Here is a 17,952-nt window from a genome sequence, read left to right as displayed (position 1 = left end):
GTCGACGGCTAATCTACCGAAGGTGTCTGCGTTGAGGCCCGCCGAGATCAGCGCCATTGACGCCGCTCACATCTGGCATCCGTACAGCCCGATCGGTGAGGACGCGCTCTCACCGGTCGTGGCGGTGGGGGCGCGCGGCGCGTGGTTGACCCTGGTCCACGATGGTCGCGAGGTCGAGGTGCTCGACGCGATGGCGTCGTGGTGGACCGCCGTCCACGGCCACGCCCATCCCGAGCTGGATGCGGCGATCACGCGGCAACTCGCGACGATGAACCACGTCATGTTCGGCGGTCTCACCCATGAGCCTGCCGCGCGGCTGGCGCAACTGCTTGTCGAGGTCACACCCGACGGTCTGGAGACGGTGTTCTTCAGCGATTCCGGTTCGGTCTCGGTGGAGGTCGCGGTCAAGATGGCGCTGCAGTACTGGCGCAGCAGCGGCCATCCCGGCAAGAGCCGGCTGATGACATGGCGCGGCGGCTACCACGGTGACACGTTCACCCCGATGAGCGTGTGCGATCCGCAGGGCGGCATGCACGAGATCTGGACGGGGGAGAACTCGCTGCTGGCCGATCAGGTGTTCGCGCCGCCGGTGCCCGCGGAGTACGACGCGGACTATGTCGCGGAGTTCGCAGCCCAACTCGCGCGGCACGCCGACGAGCTGGCGGCCGTCATCGTCGAACCTGTCGTGCAGGGCGCGGGCGGCATGCGATTCCACGACCCGCGGTATCTGGTGGACCTGCGCAGGCTGTGCGATGAGCACGGCGTACTGCTGATTTTCGACGAGATCGCCACGGGTTTCGGCCGCACGGGTGCGATGTTCGCTGCCGACCACGCAGGGGTGTGCCCCGACATCATGTGTGTCGGCAAGGCGCTGACGGGCGGCTATCTGACGCTGGCCGCAACGCTGTGCACGCGCGATGTCGCCGACACGATCAGCGGGAACGCGCCGGGTGCGCTGATGCACGGACCCACCTTCATGGCCAATGCGCTTGCGTGCGCCGTCAGCGTGGCCTCGGTGGAACTGCTGCTCTCGGGCGACTGGAAGACGCAGGTTCAGGCCATCGAAGAGGGTCTGCGGACCGGGCTGGCGCCCACCGGGGCGCTACCGAATGTCGCTGACGTGCGGGTTCTCGGCGCGATCGGTGTCATCGAGTTGGACCGGCCGGTCGACCTGGGCATCGCGACGCCCGTCGCCATCGAGCACGGCGTCTGGCTTCGGCCGTTTCGCAATCTCATCTACGTCATGCCGCCCTATATCTGTACGGCCGCCGAGATCGCGCAGATCACCTCCGCGATGATCGAGGTCGCACGTGCACTAACCTGAACGGTGTTCAATTGCCGAAGGGGGCACCTGTGACGCGCGTTGGTCTTTCCCCGCTGGCGTGGCTCGACGAGGTCGAGACGCAGCGCCGGGCCGCCGGATTGCGGCGCGCTTTGCGCACCCGTCCGCCGGTGGGTGCCGAGCTTGATCTGGCCTCCAATGACTATCTGGGGCTGTCGCAGCATCCGGAGGTGATCGACGGCGGCGTCGCCGCGTTGCGCACCTGGGGCGCCGGATCGACCGGGTCCCGGCTGGTCACCGGCAACACCGAACTGCACGAGGAATTCGAGAACGCGCTCGCGTCGTTCGTCGGCGCTGCGTCGGCGCTGGTGTTCTCTTCCGGATATACCGCCAACCTCGGCGCCGTCGTCGCCCTGTCGGGGCCTGGGTCGCTGTTGGTGTCCGACGCCTATACCCACGCCTCCCTGGTCGACGCGTGCCGACTGTCGCGCGCGCGGGTGGTCGTCACCCCGCACAACGACGCGTCCGCGGTCGAACAGGCGCTCGCGTCGCGTTCCGAAGAGCGGGCCGTCGTCGTCACCGACTCGGTGTTCTCCGCCGATGGTGATCTGGCTCCGCTGCGCGATCTGCACGACGCCTGCCGCAGACACGGTGCGCTGCTGATCGTGGACGAGGCCCACGGCCTCGGCGTGCGCGGCGACGGCGGTCGCGGTCTGCTCGACGAGGTCGGGCTGGCCGGCGCACCGGATGTCGTGATGACGACGACGCTGTCGAAGGCGCTGGGCAGCCAGGGCGGGGTGGTGCTCGGGCCCGCGGCGGTGCGGGCCCATCTCATCGACGCGGCACGTCCGTTCATCTTCGACACCGGCCTGGCGCCGGCGGCGGTCGGCGCGGCGCACGCGGCGTTGCGGCTACTCGTCGACGAACCGTGGCGGGCGCAACGCGTGCTGTGCCACGCGGCCACCCTGGCGTCGATCTGCGACGTCGCCGAAACCCCGGCGTCGGCGGTGGTGTCGGTAATACTCGGTGACCCCGAGGTCGCCTTCGCGGCTGCGGCCGCCTGCCTCGATCGCGGGGTCCGCGTCGGCTGCTTCCGCCCGCCGACCGTCCCGGAGGGAACTTCCCGGCTGCGGTTGACGGCCCGGGCGTCGCTGACCGACGACGAGATGGCACTGGCTCGCCACGTGCTGACGGAGGTGCTTTCGCAGGCGTGAGTGTCCTCGTCGTCACCGGAACAGGGACCGGTATCGGAAAGACCGTCGTCACAGCGGCGCTGGCATGTCATGCCCGTCTTGCCGGCATCGACGTCGCGGTATGCAAGCCCGTGCAGACGGGCACGCAGGACGGAGACGACGACCTCGCCGAGGTGTCGCGCCTCGCGGGGGTCTTCGACGTGCATTCTCTTGCAAAGTTTCCCGAACCACTGGCGCCGCTGGCCGCCGCGCAGCGGGCCGGAGCCGAGTTGCCGACGAGGGCTGCGTTGCGTGACCTGGTCGCCGCAGCTCATCGTCCGGGCAGGCTCACGCTGGTCGAAGGTGCCGGAGGGCTGCTGGTCGAGATCGGCGCGGGGGGTGTGACGCTGCGCGATCTCGCGGTGGATGTGCAGGCGCCGGTCCTGACTGTGGTCGCGCCCGGTCTCGGCACCCTCAACCACACCGTGCTGACGTTGGAGGCATTGGCGCACAAGGACGTTTCCAGTGCGGGGTTGGCGATCGGCTCGTGGCCGGCGCAGCCGGGCGTTGCCGAGATCGACAACCGCGACGCGCTGGCGAGGCTGGCGCCGGTGCGCGCCGCGCTGCCCGCGGGGGTCGGATCGCTGGGCGCGCCGGATTTCGAGCGGATCAGCGCCCAGGCATTCGACCGGTCGTGGGTGGAGAGCCTCGCAGTCTGATGGTCCACTCCGTCGAGCTGCTGTTCGACGCGGACACCGACGCGGCGGTCCGCCAGGCGTGGGACGAACTGGCGCAGAACGGCATTCGAAGCCTGGCCGGCCATCGGTCCCCGACCAACCGGCCGCACGTCACGCTGACGGTGGCCGGCGACATGGATGACGCGGTCAACGACGCATTGTGCCCGCTGCTTGACCGCCTGCCGTTTCGGTGCGTCCTCGGCGCGCCGATGGTGTTCGGCGGCGGCCGGTCGGTGACCCTCGTGCGGTTGGTGGTGCCGTCGGCGGATTTGTTGGAGCTGCAGGCCGAGGTGAATCGGGTCTGCCGACCCCATATGACGGAAACCCCGCTCCCGCACGCAGTTCCGGGTCATTGGACGCCGCATGTGACGCTGGCGCGGCGAATCCCCTCCGATCAGCTGCCCACCGCGTTGGCTCTGGCGAGTGTCACCCAGGACATCGGTGCCACCGCTGTCGGGCTGCGGCACTGGGACGGCAACGCCAGGTGCGAGTATCCGATCGATTGACCGCCCGACCCGCGTCAGCGTTTGTCTGGCAGGAACTCGAACAGCTTTGCAGTGACGTCGAGAGGTGGTGTTTCGCCTGCGAAACGTTGTGTGCCGACGCTGAAGTCGCGACCGTCCTCGACGTCGAAGCCGACCTCCTCGAAGCCAACTTCGGAGAACCATCTCCGCACGTCTGTTGTGACGTCGGGCGTGCGCCGGCTGCGCGTCCAAAGTACCGTCGCACCTCGCTTGCTGAGTTGCCGGAGTCCGTCGATGGTGGCGCGGATGGCCGCGTCGTCGACATTGCCGAAGATGCCGCAGGCCAAGACGACGTCGGCAGGTGCGAGGTCCGCGTAGGCGGCGACGAGCGCTGCGTCGCCCGTGACGACCTCGACGTTGTCGAGGCCCGCAGCAGCCGCCGACGCGCGCGCGACCGCGGCGACGTCGGGATTGAGTTCGACGAGGCGAGCGATCACGTCCGGGCGTCGGGGATGGGCGGGCAGGACCCCGAGAACATCGCGACCCTCGCCCGCGCACAGACTGATCAACCTGATCGGGCCGGGCGGGGCGGCGTCGAGGGCATCGGAGAGGCGCCGCCGGACATGGACCAGCCGGTGCGAGACCTCGGATTCTGGATCGCTGTAGCTGTCATGCCATGTGGCCCAGATGGATTCGGTCATGTCCATCGATGTTCGTCAGCGATCCGCAGGCAATCCAGTGTTGAAGTCGGCCAGATTCTTTCGCGCGCAGCCGATGCTGGGGGTACCTTACGCCTCAGTGGCTAAGGCTTCGGACGAGAAAGCCGGCCGGGCGTCGAGCTGGAGCCCCGGCCGCATGCACTGGTGGACGACAACGTCGATCGCGGTCATCGGCGCCGTCGTCGACGGCGGCGATCCGCAGTGGATGCGCGACGTCGCGAACTACCGCGGATTCTGAACAATCGAGTCGGAAACGCTGTTGGACACACTTTCGCTGTGCGTGGCGATGCCGTCGGTGAGCAGCCGCAGCCCGAACGCGAACCGGGTGCTCGGATCCTCGTCCCACACGGTCGGCCCGACATCGGCGCCTGCCGCGTCCCACTGCAGCCGGGATTGTTCGTCGGCGGTGAATCCGAGCACATAATAGATCACGGTGCGGGCGGCCAACTCGGCGTGCTCGGGCGCCACACCGGCGTCACTGGCATCGCGGGTGAGCCTCGCCAGTACCGCCGTCATGGTTTTCGACTGTCCGGCGGCAAAACTGGCCGACACGAGCTCGGCGCCGTCGGTGTGCGACAGCAGTGCGTCGCGGAGTTGCGTGCAGGCGGCTTCGACGCGGGTCCGCCAGTCGCCCTCGATGGCGCCCACCGGTTGCAGAATCCGGTCGGCGACCGCGCCGAGGAGCTGCTGCTTGTTGGCGAAATGCCAGTAGAGGGCGCCGGGGGAGACGTTCAGCTCGCGGGCCAGGCGCCGCATCGACAGGTCGGCGATGCCGTAGTTGTCCAGCAGTGAGGTGGCCATGTCGACCACGTCGCGTTTGTGGAGCTGCACGCCGATACCCTAACCTGAACGGTGTTCAAGAGGAGGGCGACCTAGGTGACGGACATTCTGGTTCAAGCGCGCGAGCAGGTGCTTGAGCGTGGCGAAGGACTCGATCAGGACCAGACGCTTCAGGTGCTGCAGTTGCCTGACGACCAGCTCGACGCCCTGCTGGAACTCGCGCACGAGGTCCGGATGAAGTGGTGTGGTCCCGATGTCGAGGTCGAGGGCATCATCAGCCTCAAGACCGGCGGCTGCCCCGAGGACTGCCACTTCTGTTCGCAGTCAGGTCTTTTCGCCTCCCCGGTGCGCAGCGCCTGGCTGGATATCCCGAGCCTCGTCGAGGCCGCCAAGCAGACCGCGAAGACCGGCGCCACCGAGTTCTGCATCGTTGCTGCGGTGCGTGGACCCGACGAGCGGCTGCTGGCGCAGGTCGCTGCGGGTATCGAAGCGATCCGCAACGAGGTGAACATCCAGATCGCGTGCTCGCTGGGCATGCTCACCCAGGACCAGGTTGAGCAGCTCTCGGCGATGGGTGTGCACCGCTACAACCACAACCTCGAGACCGCGCGCTCGTTCTTCACCAACGTCGTCACCACCCACTCGTGGGAAGAGCGTTGGGGCACACTGCAAATGGTGCGCGATGCCGGCATGGAGGTGTGCTGCGGCGGAATCCTCGGCATGGGTGAAACGCTGGAGCAGCGTGCCGAGTTCGCCGCCAACCTCGCCGAGCTCGACCCGCACGAGGTTCCGCTGAACTTCCTCAATCCACGCCCGGGCACCCCGTTCGGGGATCTTGAGGTGTTGCCGGCGTCGGAGGCGCTCAAGGCCGTTGCCGCGTTCCGGCTGGCGCTGCCCCGCACGATGCTGCGCTTCGCTGGTGGCCGTGAGATCACCCTCGGTGACCTCGGCGCCAAGCAGGGCATCCTCGGCGGCATCAACGCCGTCATCGTCGGCAACTACCTGACGACGCTGGGCCGTCCCGCGGAAGCCGATCTGCAGCTGCTCGACGATCTGCAGATGCCGATCAAGGCCCTCAACGCGACGCTGTAGTACCGGCACACGGTAGAACCGATCAGGTGATGGTCACAGACAGCTCCGAGCTGCCCGCTCCCGTCGGCGCGGGGGAATTCAACGTTTATACGGGCGCTGCGTCCACCGAGTTGGCCGGCAGTAGCATCCCGACGGCGGCCCAGCTCGGTCTGGAACCGCCCCGGTTCTGCGCTGCCTGCGGTCGTCGGATGATCGTCCAGGTGCGACCCGACGGGTGGTGGGCGAAGTGTTCGCGTCACGGGCTGGTGGATTCGACGGATCTGGATCTGTTCCGATGACCGGCGCTGCTGTGCCACCCACCGCTTCCCGGAGCAGGGCGGTCGCGTCCGTCGTCGCCGGGCTGGCGGTGGCGGGCGTGGTCGTCGGTGCGTTGTGGGCGTGGCTGGCGCCGCCGGTCAAGGGCGTGATCGCGCTGACGCGGGACGGCGACCGGATCAAGGCGTATCTTGGCGCCGAGTCCGACAACTGGTTCACTTCGGCGTTCCTGGTCGTCGGCATGCTTTCGGTGCTCGCCGTCGTCGCCGCTGTCCTGGTGTGGCAGTGGAAGTCTCATCGCGGCCCCGTGATGATGGCGGCGCTGTCGTTCGGCTCGGTGGCCGCCGCGGGGGCCTGCGCGGGCGTCGGTGCGCTGCTCGTACATCTGCGCTACGGCTCCGTCGACATCGCGTCGGCGCCGGTGACCGACCAGCAGCGGTTCCACTACATCACCGAAGCGCCATCGGTGTTCTTCGGTCATTCGGCGGCGCAGATTGCCGCCACGTTGCTGTTTCCGGCAGCGGTGGCCGCAATCGTCTATCTGCTTGCCGCAGTTGCCCATTCACGTGACGATCTCGGCGCGTGGCCGCCGGTCGAGTACCCGCGGCCTATTGGTCGAATCGGGACAGCGGCTGACGCTGCACCTGCCGCCCCAGTACCACCTTCGCCGTGATCTTGCCGAGGGTCAGCATTCCCCGGTAGGTGGACGGGTTGAGCAGCGTCGGCCATTTGGTGCGCTCGATGTGTGCCCGCAATGGCCGGCCCGCGAAGCGATCCCGCAGCCAGCGCAGCGTCATCGGCGCCGACATCGGATGCAGCAGCAGATGCTCGCTGAGCATGTCGCGGTGATAGGTGACGCTGGCGCCGCCCTTGGTGTAGGTCTCGGTCAGCTCGTCGATGTCGTCGACGGAAATGATGCGGTCGTGGACGGCCTGCACGATGAGCACCGGGGTTTTCGGCGCGCTGGTGCCCAGCTTGATGCTGTCGAAGACGTGCTGAACCTCGGGGGTCAGCAGGATCTCTTCGAGCGGACGGTCGACCAGGTGGGCCATGTCCTTGCCGGCCATCCGGATCATGGCGTGCGCGGTGGTCATCTTCTCGATCCGCGCGAGCAACGCTTTGCCGTCCACGGTGGCGTGCTCGTCGATGATGCGGTGGAGGTCCGGGTAGATATGGGTCAACGCGGCGACGACCATGGCGGGCAGTCCCGAGTAGATGCTGCCGTTGAGGCGGCGGAAGGTGTGGCCGAGATCGCCGACGGGTGAGCCCAGGACAGCTCCGACGAGGTTGAGTTCGGGCGCGTAGGCGTCCTGCACTTCGGCGGCCCACGCCGACGCCAGGCCGCCGCCTGAGTATCCCCACAGCCCGATGGGCGCCTCTGCCGCAAGCTTCAGCGGTGTGTGGTTGAGCGCGGCGCGGAGGCCGTCCAGAACGTGATAGCCGGGCTCGTAGGGGGCGCCCCACATCCCTGTGGTGCCCTCATGGTCGGGAATCGACACTGCCCAGCCCTCCGCGAGGGCGGCCGCGACGAGGAGGAATTCGAACTGTGCGACCGCGCCGATGGCCTTCGCGCCGCGACGCAGCGCGTACGACGGGAAGCAGCGTCCGGCCACCGCATCGATCGCGCACTGGTAGGACACGATCGGCAGTGTCTGTCCGGGGGCGCCCTCGGATGTCCGTTCCGTCGGAACGACGACGGTGGTGACGGTGGCCTGCGGCTCACCGTTGAGGTCGGTGGTGCGGTACAGAAGCTGGGTGGCGTGGAATTTCTGCGGGATGAACCCGAGGAACGCCAGTTCTACGTCGCGCGAGCGCAGGATGGTGCCGGGACGGGCGTGTTCGTAGCCGGCGGGCGGCTGGTAGAACGCATCTTTGGCCGGTATGACCGGCCGAGTCCTGGGTTGCAGCGGCTCATGGAAGGGCTGGCCGATCCATTCGGGATCGGCGCTCGACCGTGCCACATTGCCCAAGTCCATCCCGGCATTGTTACTTAAGAAGCCCTTAAGAATCCAGTCGACTCACCCGGGCGGGCGAAGTGCGGCGAACTCGTCGGTGACGCGGTAGCGGGCTTCGGTGAATCGGTAGAGCGCCGCGGGACGGCCGCCGCTGCGGCCGGAACGGCCCGTCGTACCGGTCTTCGTGATGACGTTGCGTCGTTCCAGGACGCGCTGCAGGTTCGTGGCGTCGACCGGATGTCCGAGGGCCGCACTGTAGATGTCGCGTAGTGCGGAGAGCGCGAATTCGCCTGGGGCCAAGGCGAATCCGATGTTGGTGTAGGACAGCTTGGCGACGAGCCGGTTGCGCGCGTGCTCGACCATCGGTCCGTGGTCGAAGGCCATCGCCGGAAGGTCGCTCACCGGATGCCATCGGGTGTCCGGGGGCAGTTCCGGGGTGGAGGGGGAAGGGACGAGGCCCAGGAAGGTCGAGGCGATGGTGCGCGGTCCGGGCACCCGCGTGGGGTCGGAGAACACCGCCAGCTGTTCGAGGTGAGCGAGTTGCTGGAGGTCGACTTTTTCGGCGAGTTGGCGGCGGACCGAGGTGATGAGGTCCTCGTCGGAGTCGAGCCTGCCGCCCGGTAGCGACCACTTTTCCTTCTCCGGTTCGAGCGCGCGCTGCCATAACAGGACGTGAAGTGCAGGTCTCCGCTCGGTGGCGGGCCCCTGTGCCTGGCGCACCTGGAACACGACGGCGAGCACCTCATGTTCAGTGCTAGTATGAGCCATGTTTTCGATTGTAAGTCGAAAACCTCGATGAGTGAAGGAGACGGCGATGACGGTTCTCGCGAACGAACTTGCGGACCGGATCGTGGACGGCCCTGGTGGGTTTTCCGGTGTCGACGGTGACGAGGAGTGGGCCGCCGAGGTCCGCCGGCTTCTGAAGCTGCGCGGCGCGACGCTGCTCGCGCACAACTACCAGTTGCCCGCCATTCAGGACGTCGCCGACCACGTCGGTGACTCGCTCGCTCTGTCGCGGATCGCCGCCGAGGTGCCCGAGGACACGATCGTGTTCGCCGGCGTGCATTTCATGGCCGAGACCGCCAAGATCCTGTCGCCTGAGAAGACGGTGCTGATCCCGGATCAGCGAGCCGGGTGCTCACTGGCCGATTCGATCACCGCCGACGAGCTGCGGGCCTGGAAGGCCGAGCACCCGGGTGCGGTGGTCGTGTCCTACGTCAACACCACTGCTGCGGTGAAGGCCGAGACCGACATCTGCTGCACGTCGTCGAACGCCGTCGAGGTCGTCGCGTCCATCCCCGAAGACCGTGAGGTGTTGTTCTGCCCCGATCAGTTTCTCGGCGCCCATGTGCGGCGGATGACCGGCCGCAAGAACCTGCACGTGTGGGCGGGCGAGTGCCACGTCCACGCCGGCATCAACGGTGACGAGCTGGCCGACCAGGCCCGCGCGCACCCTGACGCCGAGCTGTACGTGCACCCCGAATGTGGTTGCGCGACATCGGCTCTGTACCTCGCGGGCGAGGGCGCCTTCCCCGAGGACCGGGTCAAGATCCTGTCAACGGGAGGCATGCTGGATGCGGCCCGCGAGACCGGCGCCCGTCAGGTGCTGGTCGCCACCGAGGTCGGCATGCTGCACCAGTTGCGGCGCGCCGCACCCGATGTCGACTTCCGGGCCGTCAACGACCGCGCGTCCTGCCGGTACATGAAGATGATCACGCCGGCCGCGATGCTGCGCTGCCTCATCGAGGGCGCCGACGAGGTGCACGTGGACCTGGACGTCGCAGCGGCGGGACGCAAGAGCGTCCAGCGGATGATCGAGATCGGGCAGCCCGGCGGCGGGGAATGACCGCGTTCTCCGGCTGCGGCGGCGCCGCCGGCTGGCGTCGGCGTGCCGATGTCGTCATCGTCGGCACCGGGGTTGCCGGACTGGCCGCCGCGCTCGCCGCGCACCGCCGCGGGCTCACCGTCGTCCTGCTCAGCAAGGCCAGCGAGACCGCGACGTTCTATGCACAGGGCGGTATCGCCGTCGTCCTGCCCGACACGGACGATTCCGTGGAGGCGCACGTCGCGGACACGCTGGCAGCAGGCGCGGGCCTGTGCGATCCGGAGGCGGTCCGCTCCATCGTCGCCGACGGATACCGGGCCGTGGCCGACTTGGTCTCCGCGGGTGCACAATTCGATGAATCGTCGCCGGGACAGTGGGCGCTGACCCGCGAGGGCGGCCACACCCGGCGACGCATCATCCATTCCGGTGGGGACGCGACGGGCGCCGAGGTGCAGCGTGCGCTCGACCACGCCGCAGCGACCCTCGACATCCGCCGCAATCATGTGGCGCTGGACCTGATCCTCGACGACGGGGCCGTCGCCGGTGTGACCGTCCTCAGCGACGACGGACTCGGTGCGATCTACGCACCGTCGGTGATTCTCGCGACCGGCGGACTCGGTCATCTCTACCGGGCGACCACGAACCCGGACGGATCGACCGGTGACGGTGTGGCCCTGGCGATGTGGGCCGGCCTGCCGGTCGGCGACATCGAGTTCATCCAGTTCCACCCCACGATGCTGTACACCGGCAATGGTGGGGGCAGGCGCCCGCTGATCACCGAGGCGCTGCGTGGCGAAGGTGCACAACTTGTTGATGCACAAGGAAGGTCGGTGACATCGGGCGTGCATCCGATGGGTGATCTGGCGCCCCGTGATGTCGTGGCCGCGGCGATCGAAGCGCGGCTCGCGGCGACCGGGGATGCCTGTGTGTACCTCGATGCCCGCCGTGTCGCCGACTTCGCCCGCCGGTTCCCGACCGTCAATGCCGCCTGCCTGGACGCCGGAATCGATCCGACCGGACAGCAGATCCCGGTGGTCCCGGGAGCCCATTACAGCTGCGGCGGCGTGGTCACCGACGTGCACGGGCGTACCGACGTCGCGGGGCTTTTCGCCGCGGGAGAAGTGGCGCGCACCGGCATGCACGGCGCCAACCGGCTCGCCTCCAACAGCCTTCTCGAAGGTCTGGTCGTCGGTGGCCGGGCCGGCGCGGCGGCAGCTGACCGCGCCGTGACGGCGGGACCCAGCCGCGTCGTCGACCCTGGTGCGCCGCTTCGGCCCGCGCTGTCCCGCACCGAACTGCAACACGCCATGACCCACCACGCATCCGTCGTCCGCAGCGGCGAAGGACTCCGCGAACTGGCGGAACGGCTCGAGACCGCCACTCCGCGAGCACTGCGGTCGCGACGAGACTTCGAGGACGCCGCGCTGACGGCCGTCGCAGGTGCGGTCACCGCAGCGGCGTTGGCGCGCACCGAAACCCGCGGCTGCCACCACCGCTCCGACTTCCCTGAACCCGACCCGGCTCAGGCATTCAGCGCCGTCCGCGGGGCGGCGACGGTGGGGTGCCCGTGACGCTCACCGACAGCGAGCTCGCCGAGGCTCGTGCCGTGATCACCCGCGCGCTCGACGAAGACCTGCGTTACGGACCGGACGTGACGACGCTTGCCACCGTCCCCGCTGATGCCCGGACCACCGCCTCGATGGTGACGCGGGAGTTCGGGGTCATCGCCGGCCTGGATCTGGCACTGCTCGTACTCGACGAGGTGCTCGGCGCCGACGGCTACCGCGTCGAACACCGGGTCGCCGACGGCACCATGCTCGAACCGGGCGGCGTCGCGCTGTCCGTCGAGGGGCCGACGCGTGGCCTGCTCACCGCGGAACGCACGATGCTCAACCTGGTCTGCCACCTGTCCGGGATAGCGACCGCCACCGCGGCGTGGGTCGAGGCGGTGTCCGGCACCCGGGCGCAGGTGCGCGACACCAGGAAGACACTGCCCGGGCTGAGGGCGCTGCAGAAGTATGCGGTGCGGGTCGGCGGCGGGGTGAACCATCGCATGGGTCTCGGCGACGCGGCACTGATCAAGGACAACCACGTGGCAGCGGCAGGTTCGGTTGTCGCCGCGCTTCGCGAAGTGCGTTCAGCGGCACCGGATCTGCCGTGCGAGGTCGAGGTCGACTCGCTCGAGCAGCTCGACGAGGTACTCGCCGAAGGTGTGGAACTGGTGCTGCTGGACAACTTCCCGGTCTGGCAGACGCAGATCGCCGTGCAGCGCCGCGACTCCCGGTCGCCGCAGACGAAGCTGGAGTCCTCGGGCGGCCTCGCGCTGGAGAACGCGGCCGAATACGCGGGAACCGGAGTCGACTACCTCGCGGTCGGCGCACTGACCCATTCGGTCCGAGTGCTCGATCTCGGGTTAGATCTGTAGACCATGAAACTGGCGGCCCTGGCGGTGGCGGTATTGGCGCTCGGCGTCGCGGTGCTCGCGCTGTTCCGCACGTTCGACGGCGAAGCCGACTACACCGACGCCCAGCGAACCGACGCGAAGACCGCGATCTGCTCGGCGTTCGAAATCGTACGCACCGGTGTGGCGACGAACACCAATGTGACGCCGCCCGGGGGATCCGACGACATCGCGGGTGCCATGGCCGTCGCGGCCAATGCCCGCGTCGCGCTGTTCGACGGTGGTCAGTATCTGTTGGCCCGCCTCGATCCGGCCACGCCCACGGACCTGGCAAGCGAGGTCCGCCGGTTCGCCAACCAGCTGATGGACATCGGCGCGGCAGCCACCGCCGGCGTGCCGAACACCGCCGCGGCGCAAGCGGGCCGGCTGCAGGACGCCGAAGCCGCCAGCGCTGCCATCAGCGGCCGGTGCGGCTAAACGGCAGCCGGACCACGCCGCACCAGCGCGAGCACCACCGCCGCACCGGCGAACAACGCCGAGATCGAGCGGTTGAGCACCGTCTGCTGACGCGGCGTGCGCAGCCAGGCCAGCAGCCGCACGGACAGCGCCGTGTAGAGGCCCATGACCACCAGGTCGACCGCCATCATCGTGACGCCGATGGTGAGGTACTGCGGCAGAAGCGGCGCCGTCGGAACGACGAACTGCGGCATCACAGCGAGGAAGAACAGCAGCCCCTTGGGGTTGGTGGCATTGACCAGGAAGCCGCGCACCATCAGAGACACGCGGCCGCCGTCCACTGCTCGGTCGACCTGGGCGGTCAGATCGATGGGTTCGGATCTCCACTGCCGCACCGCCAGGTAGGCAAGGTACGCGACGCCCAGCCACTTGATCACGGTGAACGCGACCATCGAACTGGCGACGGCGGCACCGAGTCCGACGGCGACGAGTGCCAGTTGCAGCATCAGGCCCACCTCGAGCCCGAAAATGCTCCAGTAGCCCCGCTTCACGCCGTGCGTGAGACCGGTCGCCATCGACTGCACCGCACCCGGCCCCGGCGTCACCGCAATCACGATCGCCGCACCGAAGAACGCCAACCACATCTGCCAGGTCATGGCGTCGAGTGTTTCAGGTCAGGTCAAGCGATATCGGCGACGAAAATGCCCGAACGTTTGAGCAGCATCTGGGCTACCCGCGGCAGCGTCGGGTCCTGAGTGCCGGCGGGCAACACGCGTGGCCGGACCAGGTGTAGCGTCTTGCTGCCGACCTGCAGGTCCGCCTCTCCAGCAGCGAGCACGTTCTTGGCCCAGTTGGTCTTGCCGTGTGCCAGCCCGATCGCCACGACCGAGCCTTTGCGGTACGGGGTGATGATCGTCTCGTAGTCCTTGCCCGATGTGCGCCCGCGGTGCTTGATGACGGCGAGGCCGGGCATCCGCTTCGACAGCGGCCTGAGCAGGGGATTGATGTATTTGATCTGCAGTTTCTCGAACCACACCGGAAAGATCATCGGAACGCCGGGTGCGTTGTTGGGGTGGGTGCTTCTGTTCGTCCGATCGGACATGACGCCTCCGATACTGATTTGTGCAGCTCTGGGACAATGGTCAGCGTGAATGTATCGCCAGCGCTCCTGCGGCGCATCGACCTGCGTGGTGCAGAGCTGTCGGCGGCTCGTTTGCGCACGGCCCTGCCTCGTGGCGGGGTCGACGTCGACGCCGTGGTTCCGAAGGTGCGGCCGATCGTCGACGCGATCGCCGAGCGCGGCGCCGAGGCGGCTCTTGAGTACGGTGCCACGTTCGACGGGATCCGTCCCGACCAGGTCCGCGTCCCTGCGGCGCGCCTGGCAGCAGCACTTGCTGACCTCGACGCCGATGTGCGGGCCGCTCTCGAGGTGGCGATCGAGCGGGCCCGCGCCGTCCACGCAGATCAACGCCGCACCGACAGCACGACCACCCTTGCGCCCGGCGCAACGGTCACCGAGCGCTGGGTGCCCGTCGAGCGGGTCGGTCTCTACGTGCCCGGCGGCAACGCCGTCTACCCGTCCAGTGTCGTGATGAACGTCGTGCCCGCGCAGACCGCCGGCGTCGATTCGCTGGTGATCGCCAGCCCGCCACAGGCCGACTTTGACGGCCTACCCCACCCCACGATCCTCGCCGCGGCCGCACTGCTCGGCGTCGACGAGGTCTGGGCCGTCGGCGGTGCGCAGGCCGTCGCGCTGCTGGCGTACGGCGGCACCGACACCGATGGAACCGAGCTGGCTCCCGTCGACATGATCACTGGGCCCGGCAACATCTACGTGACCGCCGCCAAACGGATATGCCGCTCGCAGGTGGGCATCGACGCCGAGGCCGGGCCCACCGAGATCGCCATCCTGGCCGACCACACCGCCGACCCGGTCCATGTCGCCGCCGACCTGATCAGCCAGGCCGAGCACGACGAGATGGCCGCCAGCGTGCTCGTCACCGACAGCACCTCGTTGGCCGACGCCACGGATCGCGAGCTGGCCGTGCAGTTGGAGACGACGGTGCACCGCGAACGCGTGACCGCCGCCCTGAGCGGGCAGCAGTCGGCCATCGTTCTGGTCGACGACATCGAGGCCGGAGTGCGGACCGTGAACGCCTACGCCGCAGAACATCTCGAGATCCAGACCGTCAACGCCGCCGAAGTGGCCGGCCGGATCCGTTCGGCCGGAGCCATTTTCGTCGGCGCCTGGTCGCCGGTCAGCCTCGGGGACTACTGCGCCGGCTCCAACCACGTGTTGCCCACCGCAGGGTGCGCGCGGCACTCCAGTGGCCTGTCGGTGCAGACGTTCCTGCGCGGCATCCACGTCGTCGACTACACCGAGGCGGCGCTGAAAGACGTGTCCGGTTACGTGATCACGCTGGCGAATGCCGAGAATCTGCCGAGCCACGGCGAAGCAGTGCGCCGGAGGTTCGAAAGGTGACGACAACTCTCGGAGGCGGCATCTCCCTCGACGATCTGCCGCTGCGCGACGATCTGCGCGGCAAATCGCCTTATGGGGCACCGCAATTGGTTGTCCCGGTGCGTCTCAACACCAACGAGAACCCGCACCCGCCGACCCAGGCCCTGATCGACGACGTCGCCGCATCGGTTCGGGAGGCGGCGGGGGAGTTGCACCGCTATCCCGACCGCGACGCCGTGGCGCTGCGCACCGACCTCGCCGCGTATCTGACGGCGCAGACCGGCAACACCGTCGGTGTCGAGAACGTCTGGGCGGCCAACGGTTCCAACGAGATCCTGCAGCAGCTGCTGCAGGCGTTCGGCGGGCCGGGTCGCAGCGCGATCGGTTTCGTGCCCTCGTACTCGATGCATCCGATCATCTCCGACGGCACGCAGACCCAGTGGCTGGTGGCCAACCGCGCCGACGACTTCGGGCTCGACGCCGCCGTCGCCGCCACCGCGATCAAGGAGCACAGCCCCGACGTCGTGTTCGTGACGAGCCCCAACAACCCGTCGGGACAGAGCGTTTCGCTCGACGACCTCCGCCTGCTGCTCGACGCCATGACGGGCGGAATCATGATCGTCGACGAGGCCTACGGCGAGTTCTCGTCGCAGCCGAGCGCGATCGCCCTGCTCGACACCTACCCGAGGCGACTGGTCGTCAGCCGGACGATGAGCAAGGCATTCGCTTTCGCGGGTGGCCGCCTCGGCTACCTGGTCGCCGCCCCCGCCGTCATCGACGCGATGCTGCTGGTGCGTCTGCCCTACCACCTGTCGTCGGTGACGCAGGCCGCCGCCCGCGCCGCACTGCGCCACGCAGACGACACGCTCGGTAGCGTGGCGACCCTGGCCTCGGAGCGTGACCGGGTGTCGGAAGCGTTGGCGGGCATGGGTTTCCGGGTGATCCCGAGCGACGCGAACTTCGTGCTGTTCGGTGAGTTCGCCGACGCCCCCGCGACATGGCAGCGCTATCTGGATCAGGGTGTCCTGATCCGCGACGTCGGGATCCCCGGATTCCTGCGCACCACCATCGGACTTGCCGACGAGAACGACGCGCTGCTGGCAGCCAGTGCCCGGATAGGAGTGAAATGAGCCGTCGCGCCAAGGTCGAACGTAAGACCAAGGAATCCGACATCGTCGTCGAACTCGACCTCGATGGCACCGGTCAGGTCAGTGTCGAGACCGGCGTGCCGTTCTTCGACCACATGCTGACCTCGCTGGGCACCCACGCCAGCTTCGACCTCACCGTGAAAGCGGTGGGTGATATCGAGATCGAGGGGCACCACACGATCGAGGACACCGCGATCGTGCTCGGCCAGGCGCTCGCGCAGGCTCTCGGCGACAAGAAGGGCATCCGCCGCTTCGGCGATGCGTTCATCCCGATGGACGAATGCCTGGCGCACGCCGCCGTCGACGTCTCCGGCCGGCCGTACTTCGTGCACACCGGTGAGCCGGACTACATGGTGCAGTTCACCATTGCGGGTTCCGCTGCGCCGTACCACACGGTGGTCAACCGGCACGTCTTCGAATCGCTGGCCTACAACGCGCGAATCGCGCTCCATGTCCGCACGCTGTACGGGCGCGATCCGCACCACATCACCGAAGCCGAGTACAAGGCCGTCGCGCGAGCATTGCGCCAGGCCGTCGAGTACGACCCTCGCGTCACCGGCGTGCCGTCCACCAAAGGCACTCTGTGACCAAGAAACTCGTCGTCCTGGACTACGGCTCCGGCAACCTGCGCTCGGCGCAGCGCGCCCTCGAGCGCGTCGGAGCAGAGGTCGAGGTCACCGCGGATCCGTCGGCGGCGGCCAATGCCGACGGGCTCGTCGTTCCCGGCGTCGGTGCGTATGAGGCATGCATGACGGGGCTGCGGGCGATCGGCGGCGAGAAGATCATTGCCGAGCGGCTCGCGGCCGGACGTCCGGTGCTCGGCGTCTGCGTCGGCATGCAGATCCTGTTCTCCCGCGGCGTCGAGTTCGGCGTCGAGTCGACGGGCTGCGGGCAGTGGCCCGGCTCCGTCGTCCGGCTCGACGCGCCCGTCATCCCGCACATGGGCTGGAACCTCGTCGACGCCCCTGCCGACAGCGTGCTCTTCCACGGAATGAGCGACGACACCCGCTTCTACTTCGTGCACTCGTATGCCGCCCAGCAGTGGGAGGGAGACGCCTCGGCGCGGCTGACCTGGGCCACGCACCACGTCCCGTTCCTGGCGGCGGTCGAGGACGGGCCGCTGTCGGCGACCCAGTTCCACCCGGAGAAGAGTGGGGACGCCGGCGCAGAATTACTGTCGAACTGGGTCGGGGCGCTAAGTTGAC

The 17,952-nt window shown here is 68.3% G+C and carries 22 protein-coding genes; 16 read left to right on the top strand and 6 right to left on the bottom strand.

Translation table 11 applies throughout. The features are described from left to right. Positions 1–22: 22 nt before the first annotated feature. From P9A17_RS30035 to P9A17_RS30020, 4 genes are read left to right on the top strand one after another with little or no spacing between them, the layout of a single operon-like run. Positions 23–1,324: an adenosylmethionine--8-amino-7-oxononanoate transaminase gene (locus P9A17_RS30035; protein ID WP_278042428.1), complete on the top strand. Its 1,302-nt coding sequence runs from the start codon at positions 23–25 to the stop codon at positions 1,322–1,324. Between the two features lie 29 nt (positions 1,325–1,353). Beyond that, the gene (locus P9A17_RS30030) at positions 1,354–2,496 is read left to right on the top strand and encodes an 8-amino-7-oxononanoate synthase (RefSeq protein WP_278042427.1); all 1,143 of its coding nucleotides are present in this window, start codon (positions 1,354–1,356) and stop codon (positions 2,494–2,496) included. Further along, positions 2,493–3,173, top strand: coding sequence for a dethiobiotin synthase (bioD, locus tag P9A17_RS30025; RefSeq protein ID WP_278042426.1), 681 nt, complete (start codon positions 2,493–2,495; stop codon positions 3,171–3,173). The genes P9A17_RS30030 and bioD overlap by 4 nt, the downstream gene beginning before the upstream one ends. Beyond that, a complete protein-coding gene (locus tag P9A17_RS30020) occupies positions 3,173–3,697 on the top strand; it encodes a 2'-5' RNA ligase family protein (RefSeq protein WP_278042425.1) in 525 nt (174 codons plus the stop codon). The genes bioD and P9A17_RS30020 overlap by 1 nt, the downstream gene beginning before the upstream one ends. A gap of 14 nt (positions 3,698–3,711) precedes the next feature. On the opposite strand, the gene P9A17_RS30015 is transcribed toward P9A17_RS30020, so the two are convergent. Next, on the bottom strand, positions 3,712–4,356 hold the full coding sequence (locus tag P9A17_RS30015) for a class I SAM-dependent methyltransferase (protein ID WP_278042424.1): 645 nt from the start codon (positions 4,354–4,356) through the stop codon (positions 3,712–3,714). Between the two features lie 97 nt (positions 4,357–4,453). Between P9A17_RS30015 and P9A17_RS30010 the strand changes: the two genes are divergently transcribed. Further along, on the top strand, positions 4,454–4,612 hold the full coding sequence (locus tag P9A17_RS30010; RefSeq protein ID WP_278042423.1) for a hypothetical protein: 159 nt from the start codon (positions 4,454–4,456) through the stop codon (positions 4,610–4,612). Here P9A17_RS30010 and P9A17_RS30005 read toward each other — a convergent pair. After that, complete coding sequence (locus P9A17_RS30005; RefSeq protein ID WP_278042422.1) at positions 4,597–5,205, bottom strand: TetR/AcrR family transcriptional regulator C-terminal domain-containing protein; 609 nt, start codon at positions 5,203–5,205, stop codon at positions 4,597–4,599. The genes P9A17_RS30010 and P9A17_RS30005 overlap by 16 nt on opposite strands. A 45-nt stretch (positions 5,206–5,250) precedes the next feature. On the opposite strand from P9A17_RS30005, the gene bioB reads away from it, so the two are divergent. The 3 genes from bioB to P9A17_RS29990 are packed head-to-tail and all read left to right on the top strand — an operon-like array spanning position 5,251 to position 7,174. Then, positions 5,251–6,246 carry a biotin synthase BioB gene (bioB, locus tag P9A17_RS30000; RefSeq protein WP_278042421.1) on the top strand — a complete coding sequence of 332 codons (996 nt, stop codon included), beginning with the start codon at positions 5,251–5,253 and terminating at the stop codon, positions 6,244–6,246. A 29-nt stretch (positions 6,247–6,275) separates the two neighbouring features. After that, positions 6,276–6,524, top strand: coding sequence for a hypothetical protein (locus P9A17_RS29995; RefSeq protein ID WP_278042493.1), 249 nt, complete (start codon positions 6,276–6,278; stop codon positions 6,522–6,524). Further along, complete coding sequence (locus P9A17_RS29990; RefSeq protein WP_278042420.1) at positions 6,521–7,174, top strand: DUF2567 domain-containing protein; 654 nt, start codon at positions 6,521–6,523, stop codon at positions 7,172–7,174. Before P9A17_RS29995 ends, P9A17_RS29990 begins: the two co-directional genes overlap by 4 nt. Here P9A17_RS29990 and P9A17_RS29985 read toward each other — a convergent pair. Then, a complete protein-coding gene (locus tag P9A17_RS29985; RefSeq protein WP_278042419.1) occupies positions 7,110–8,477 on the bottom strand; it encodes a lipase family protein in 1,368 nt (455 codons plus the stop codon). The genes P9A17_RS29990 and P9A17_RS29985 overlap by 65 nt on opposite strands. Positions 8,478–8,519: 42 nt before the next feature. Then, entirely contained in the window at positions 8,520–9,224 is a 705-nt protein-coding gene (locus P9A17_RS29980) for an NUDIX domain-containing protein (RefSeq protein ID WP_278042418.1), read from the bottom strand. A 46-nt stretch (positions 9,225–9,270) separates the two neighbouring features. Here P9A17_RS29980 and nadA point away from each other — a divergent pair, with 46 nt between their 5' ends. From nadA to P9A17_RS29960, 4 genes are read left to right on the top strand one after another with little or no spacing between them, the layout of a single operon-like run. Further along, positions 9,271–10,302 carry a quinolinate synthase NadA gene (gene nadA / locus P9A17_RS29975; RefSeq protein ID WP_278042417.1) on the top strand — a complete coding sequence of 344 codons (1,032 nt, stop codon included), beginning with the start codon at positions 9,271–9,273 and terminating at the stop codon, positions 10,300–10,302. Continuing rightward, positions 10,299–11,852 (top strand): L-aspartate oxidase, encoded by a 1,554-nt coding sequence (locus P9A17_RS29970; RefSeq protein ID WP_278042416.1) that lies wholly within the window; start codon positions 10,299–10,301, stop codon positions 11,850–11,852. Before nadA ends, P9A17_RS29970 begins: the two co-directional genes overlap by 4 nt. After that, positions 11,849–12,706, top strand: a complete 858-nt coding sequence (gene nadC / locus P9A17_RS29965) for a carboxylating nicotinate-nucleotide diphosphorylase (RefSeq protein ID WP_278042415.1) — start codon at positions 11,849–11,851, stop codon at positions 12,704–12,706. The genes P9A17_RS29970 and nadC overlap by 4 nt, the downstream gene beginning before the upstream one ends. A gap of 3 nt (positions 12,707–12,709) precedes the next feature. Beyond that, complete coding sequence (locus P9A17_RS29960) at positions 12,710–13,159, top strand: hypothetical protein (RefSeq protein ID WP_278042414.1); 450 nt, start codon at positions 12,710–12,712, stop codon at positions 13,157–13,159. Here P9A17_RS29960 and P9A17_RS29955 read toward each other — a convergent pair. After that, the gene (locus P9A17_RS29955; RefSeq protein ID WP_278042413.1) at positions 13,156–13,794 is read right to left on the bottom strand and encodes a LysE family transporter; all 639 of its coding nucleotides are present in this window, start codon (positions 13,792–13,794) and stop codon (positions 13,156–13,158) included. The two genes, P9A17_RS29960 and P9A17_RS29955, sit on opposite strands and share 4 nt — an antisense overlap. A gap of 23 nt (positions 13,795–13,817) precedes the next feature. Beyond that, positions 13,818–14,240, bottom strand: a complete 423-nt coding sequence (locus P9A17_RS29950) for a nitroreductase family deazaflavin-dependent oxidoreductase (protein ID WP_278042412.1) — start codon at positions 14,238–14,240, stop codon at positions 13,818–13,820. 36 nt (positions 14,241–14,276) lie between these two features. Here P9A17_RS29950 and hisD point away from each other — a divergent pair, with 36 nt between their 5' ends. The 4 genes from hisD to hisH are packed head-to-tail and all read left to right on the top strand — an operon-like array spanning position 14,277 to position 17,951. Beyond that, positions 14,277–15,620, top strand: coding sequence for a histidinol dehydrogenase (gene hisD, locus P9A17_RS29945; RefSeq protein ID WP_278042411.1), 1,344 nt, complete (start codon positions 14,277–14,279; stop codon positions 15,618–15,620). A 20-nt stretch (positions 15,621–15,640) separates the two neighbouring features. Further along, positions 15,641–16,729, top strand: coding sequence for a histidinol-phosphate transaminase (locus P9A17_RS29940; protein ID WP_278042492.1), 1,089 nt, complete (start codon positions 15,641–15,643; stop codon positions 16,727–16,729). Next, positions 16,726–17,334, top strand: a complete 609-nt coding sequence (gene hisB / locus P9A17_RS29935; RefSeq protein WP_278042410.1) for an imidazoleglycerol-phosphate dehydratase HisB — start codon at positions 16,726–16,728, stop codon at positions 17,332–17,334. Before P9A17_RS29940 ends, hisB begins: the two co-directional genes overlap by 4 nt. Beyond that, positions 17,331–17,951, top strand: coding sequence for an imidazole glycerol phosphate synthase subunit HisH (hisH, locus tag P9A17_RS29930; protein WP_278042409.1), 621 nt, complete (start codon positions 17,331–17,333; stop codon positions 17,949–17,951). Before hisB ends, hisH begins: the two co-directional genes overlap by 4 nt. Position 17,952: the final 1 nt, after the last annotated feature.

The sequence above is a fragment of the Mycobacterium sp. 236(2023) genome, assembly GCF_029623955.1.
In the GTDB taxonomy this organism is placed as follows: Bacteria; Actinomycetota; Actinomycetes; order Mycobacteriales; family Mycobacteriaceae; genus Mycobacterium.
Note: the sequence above shows the minus strand (reverse complement) of the source record. Positions and strands in the feature narration are given on the sequence as shown.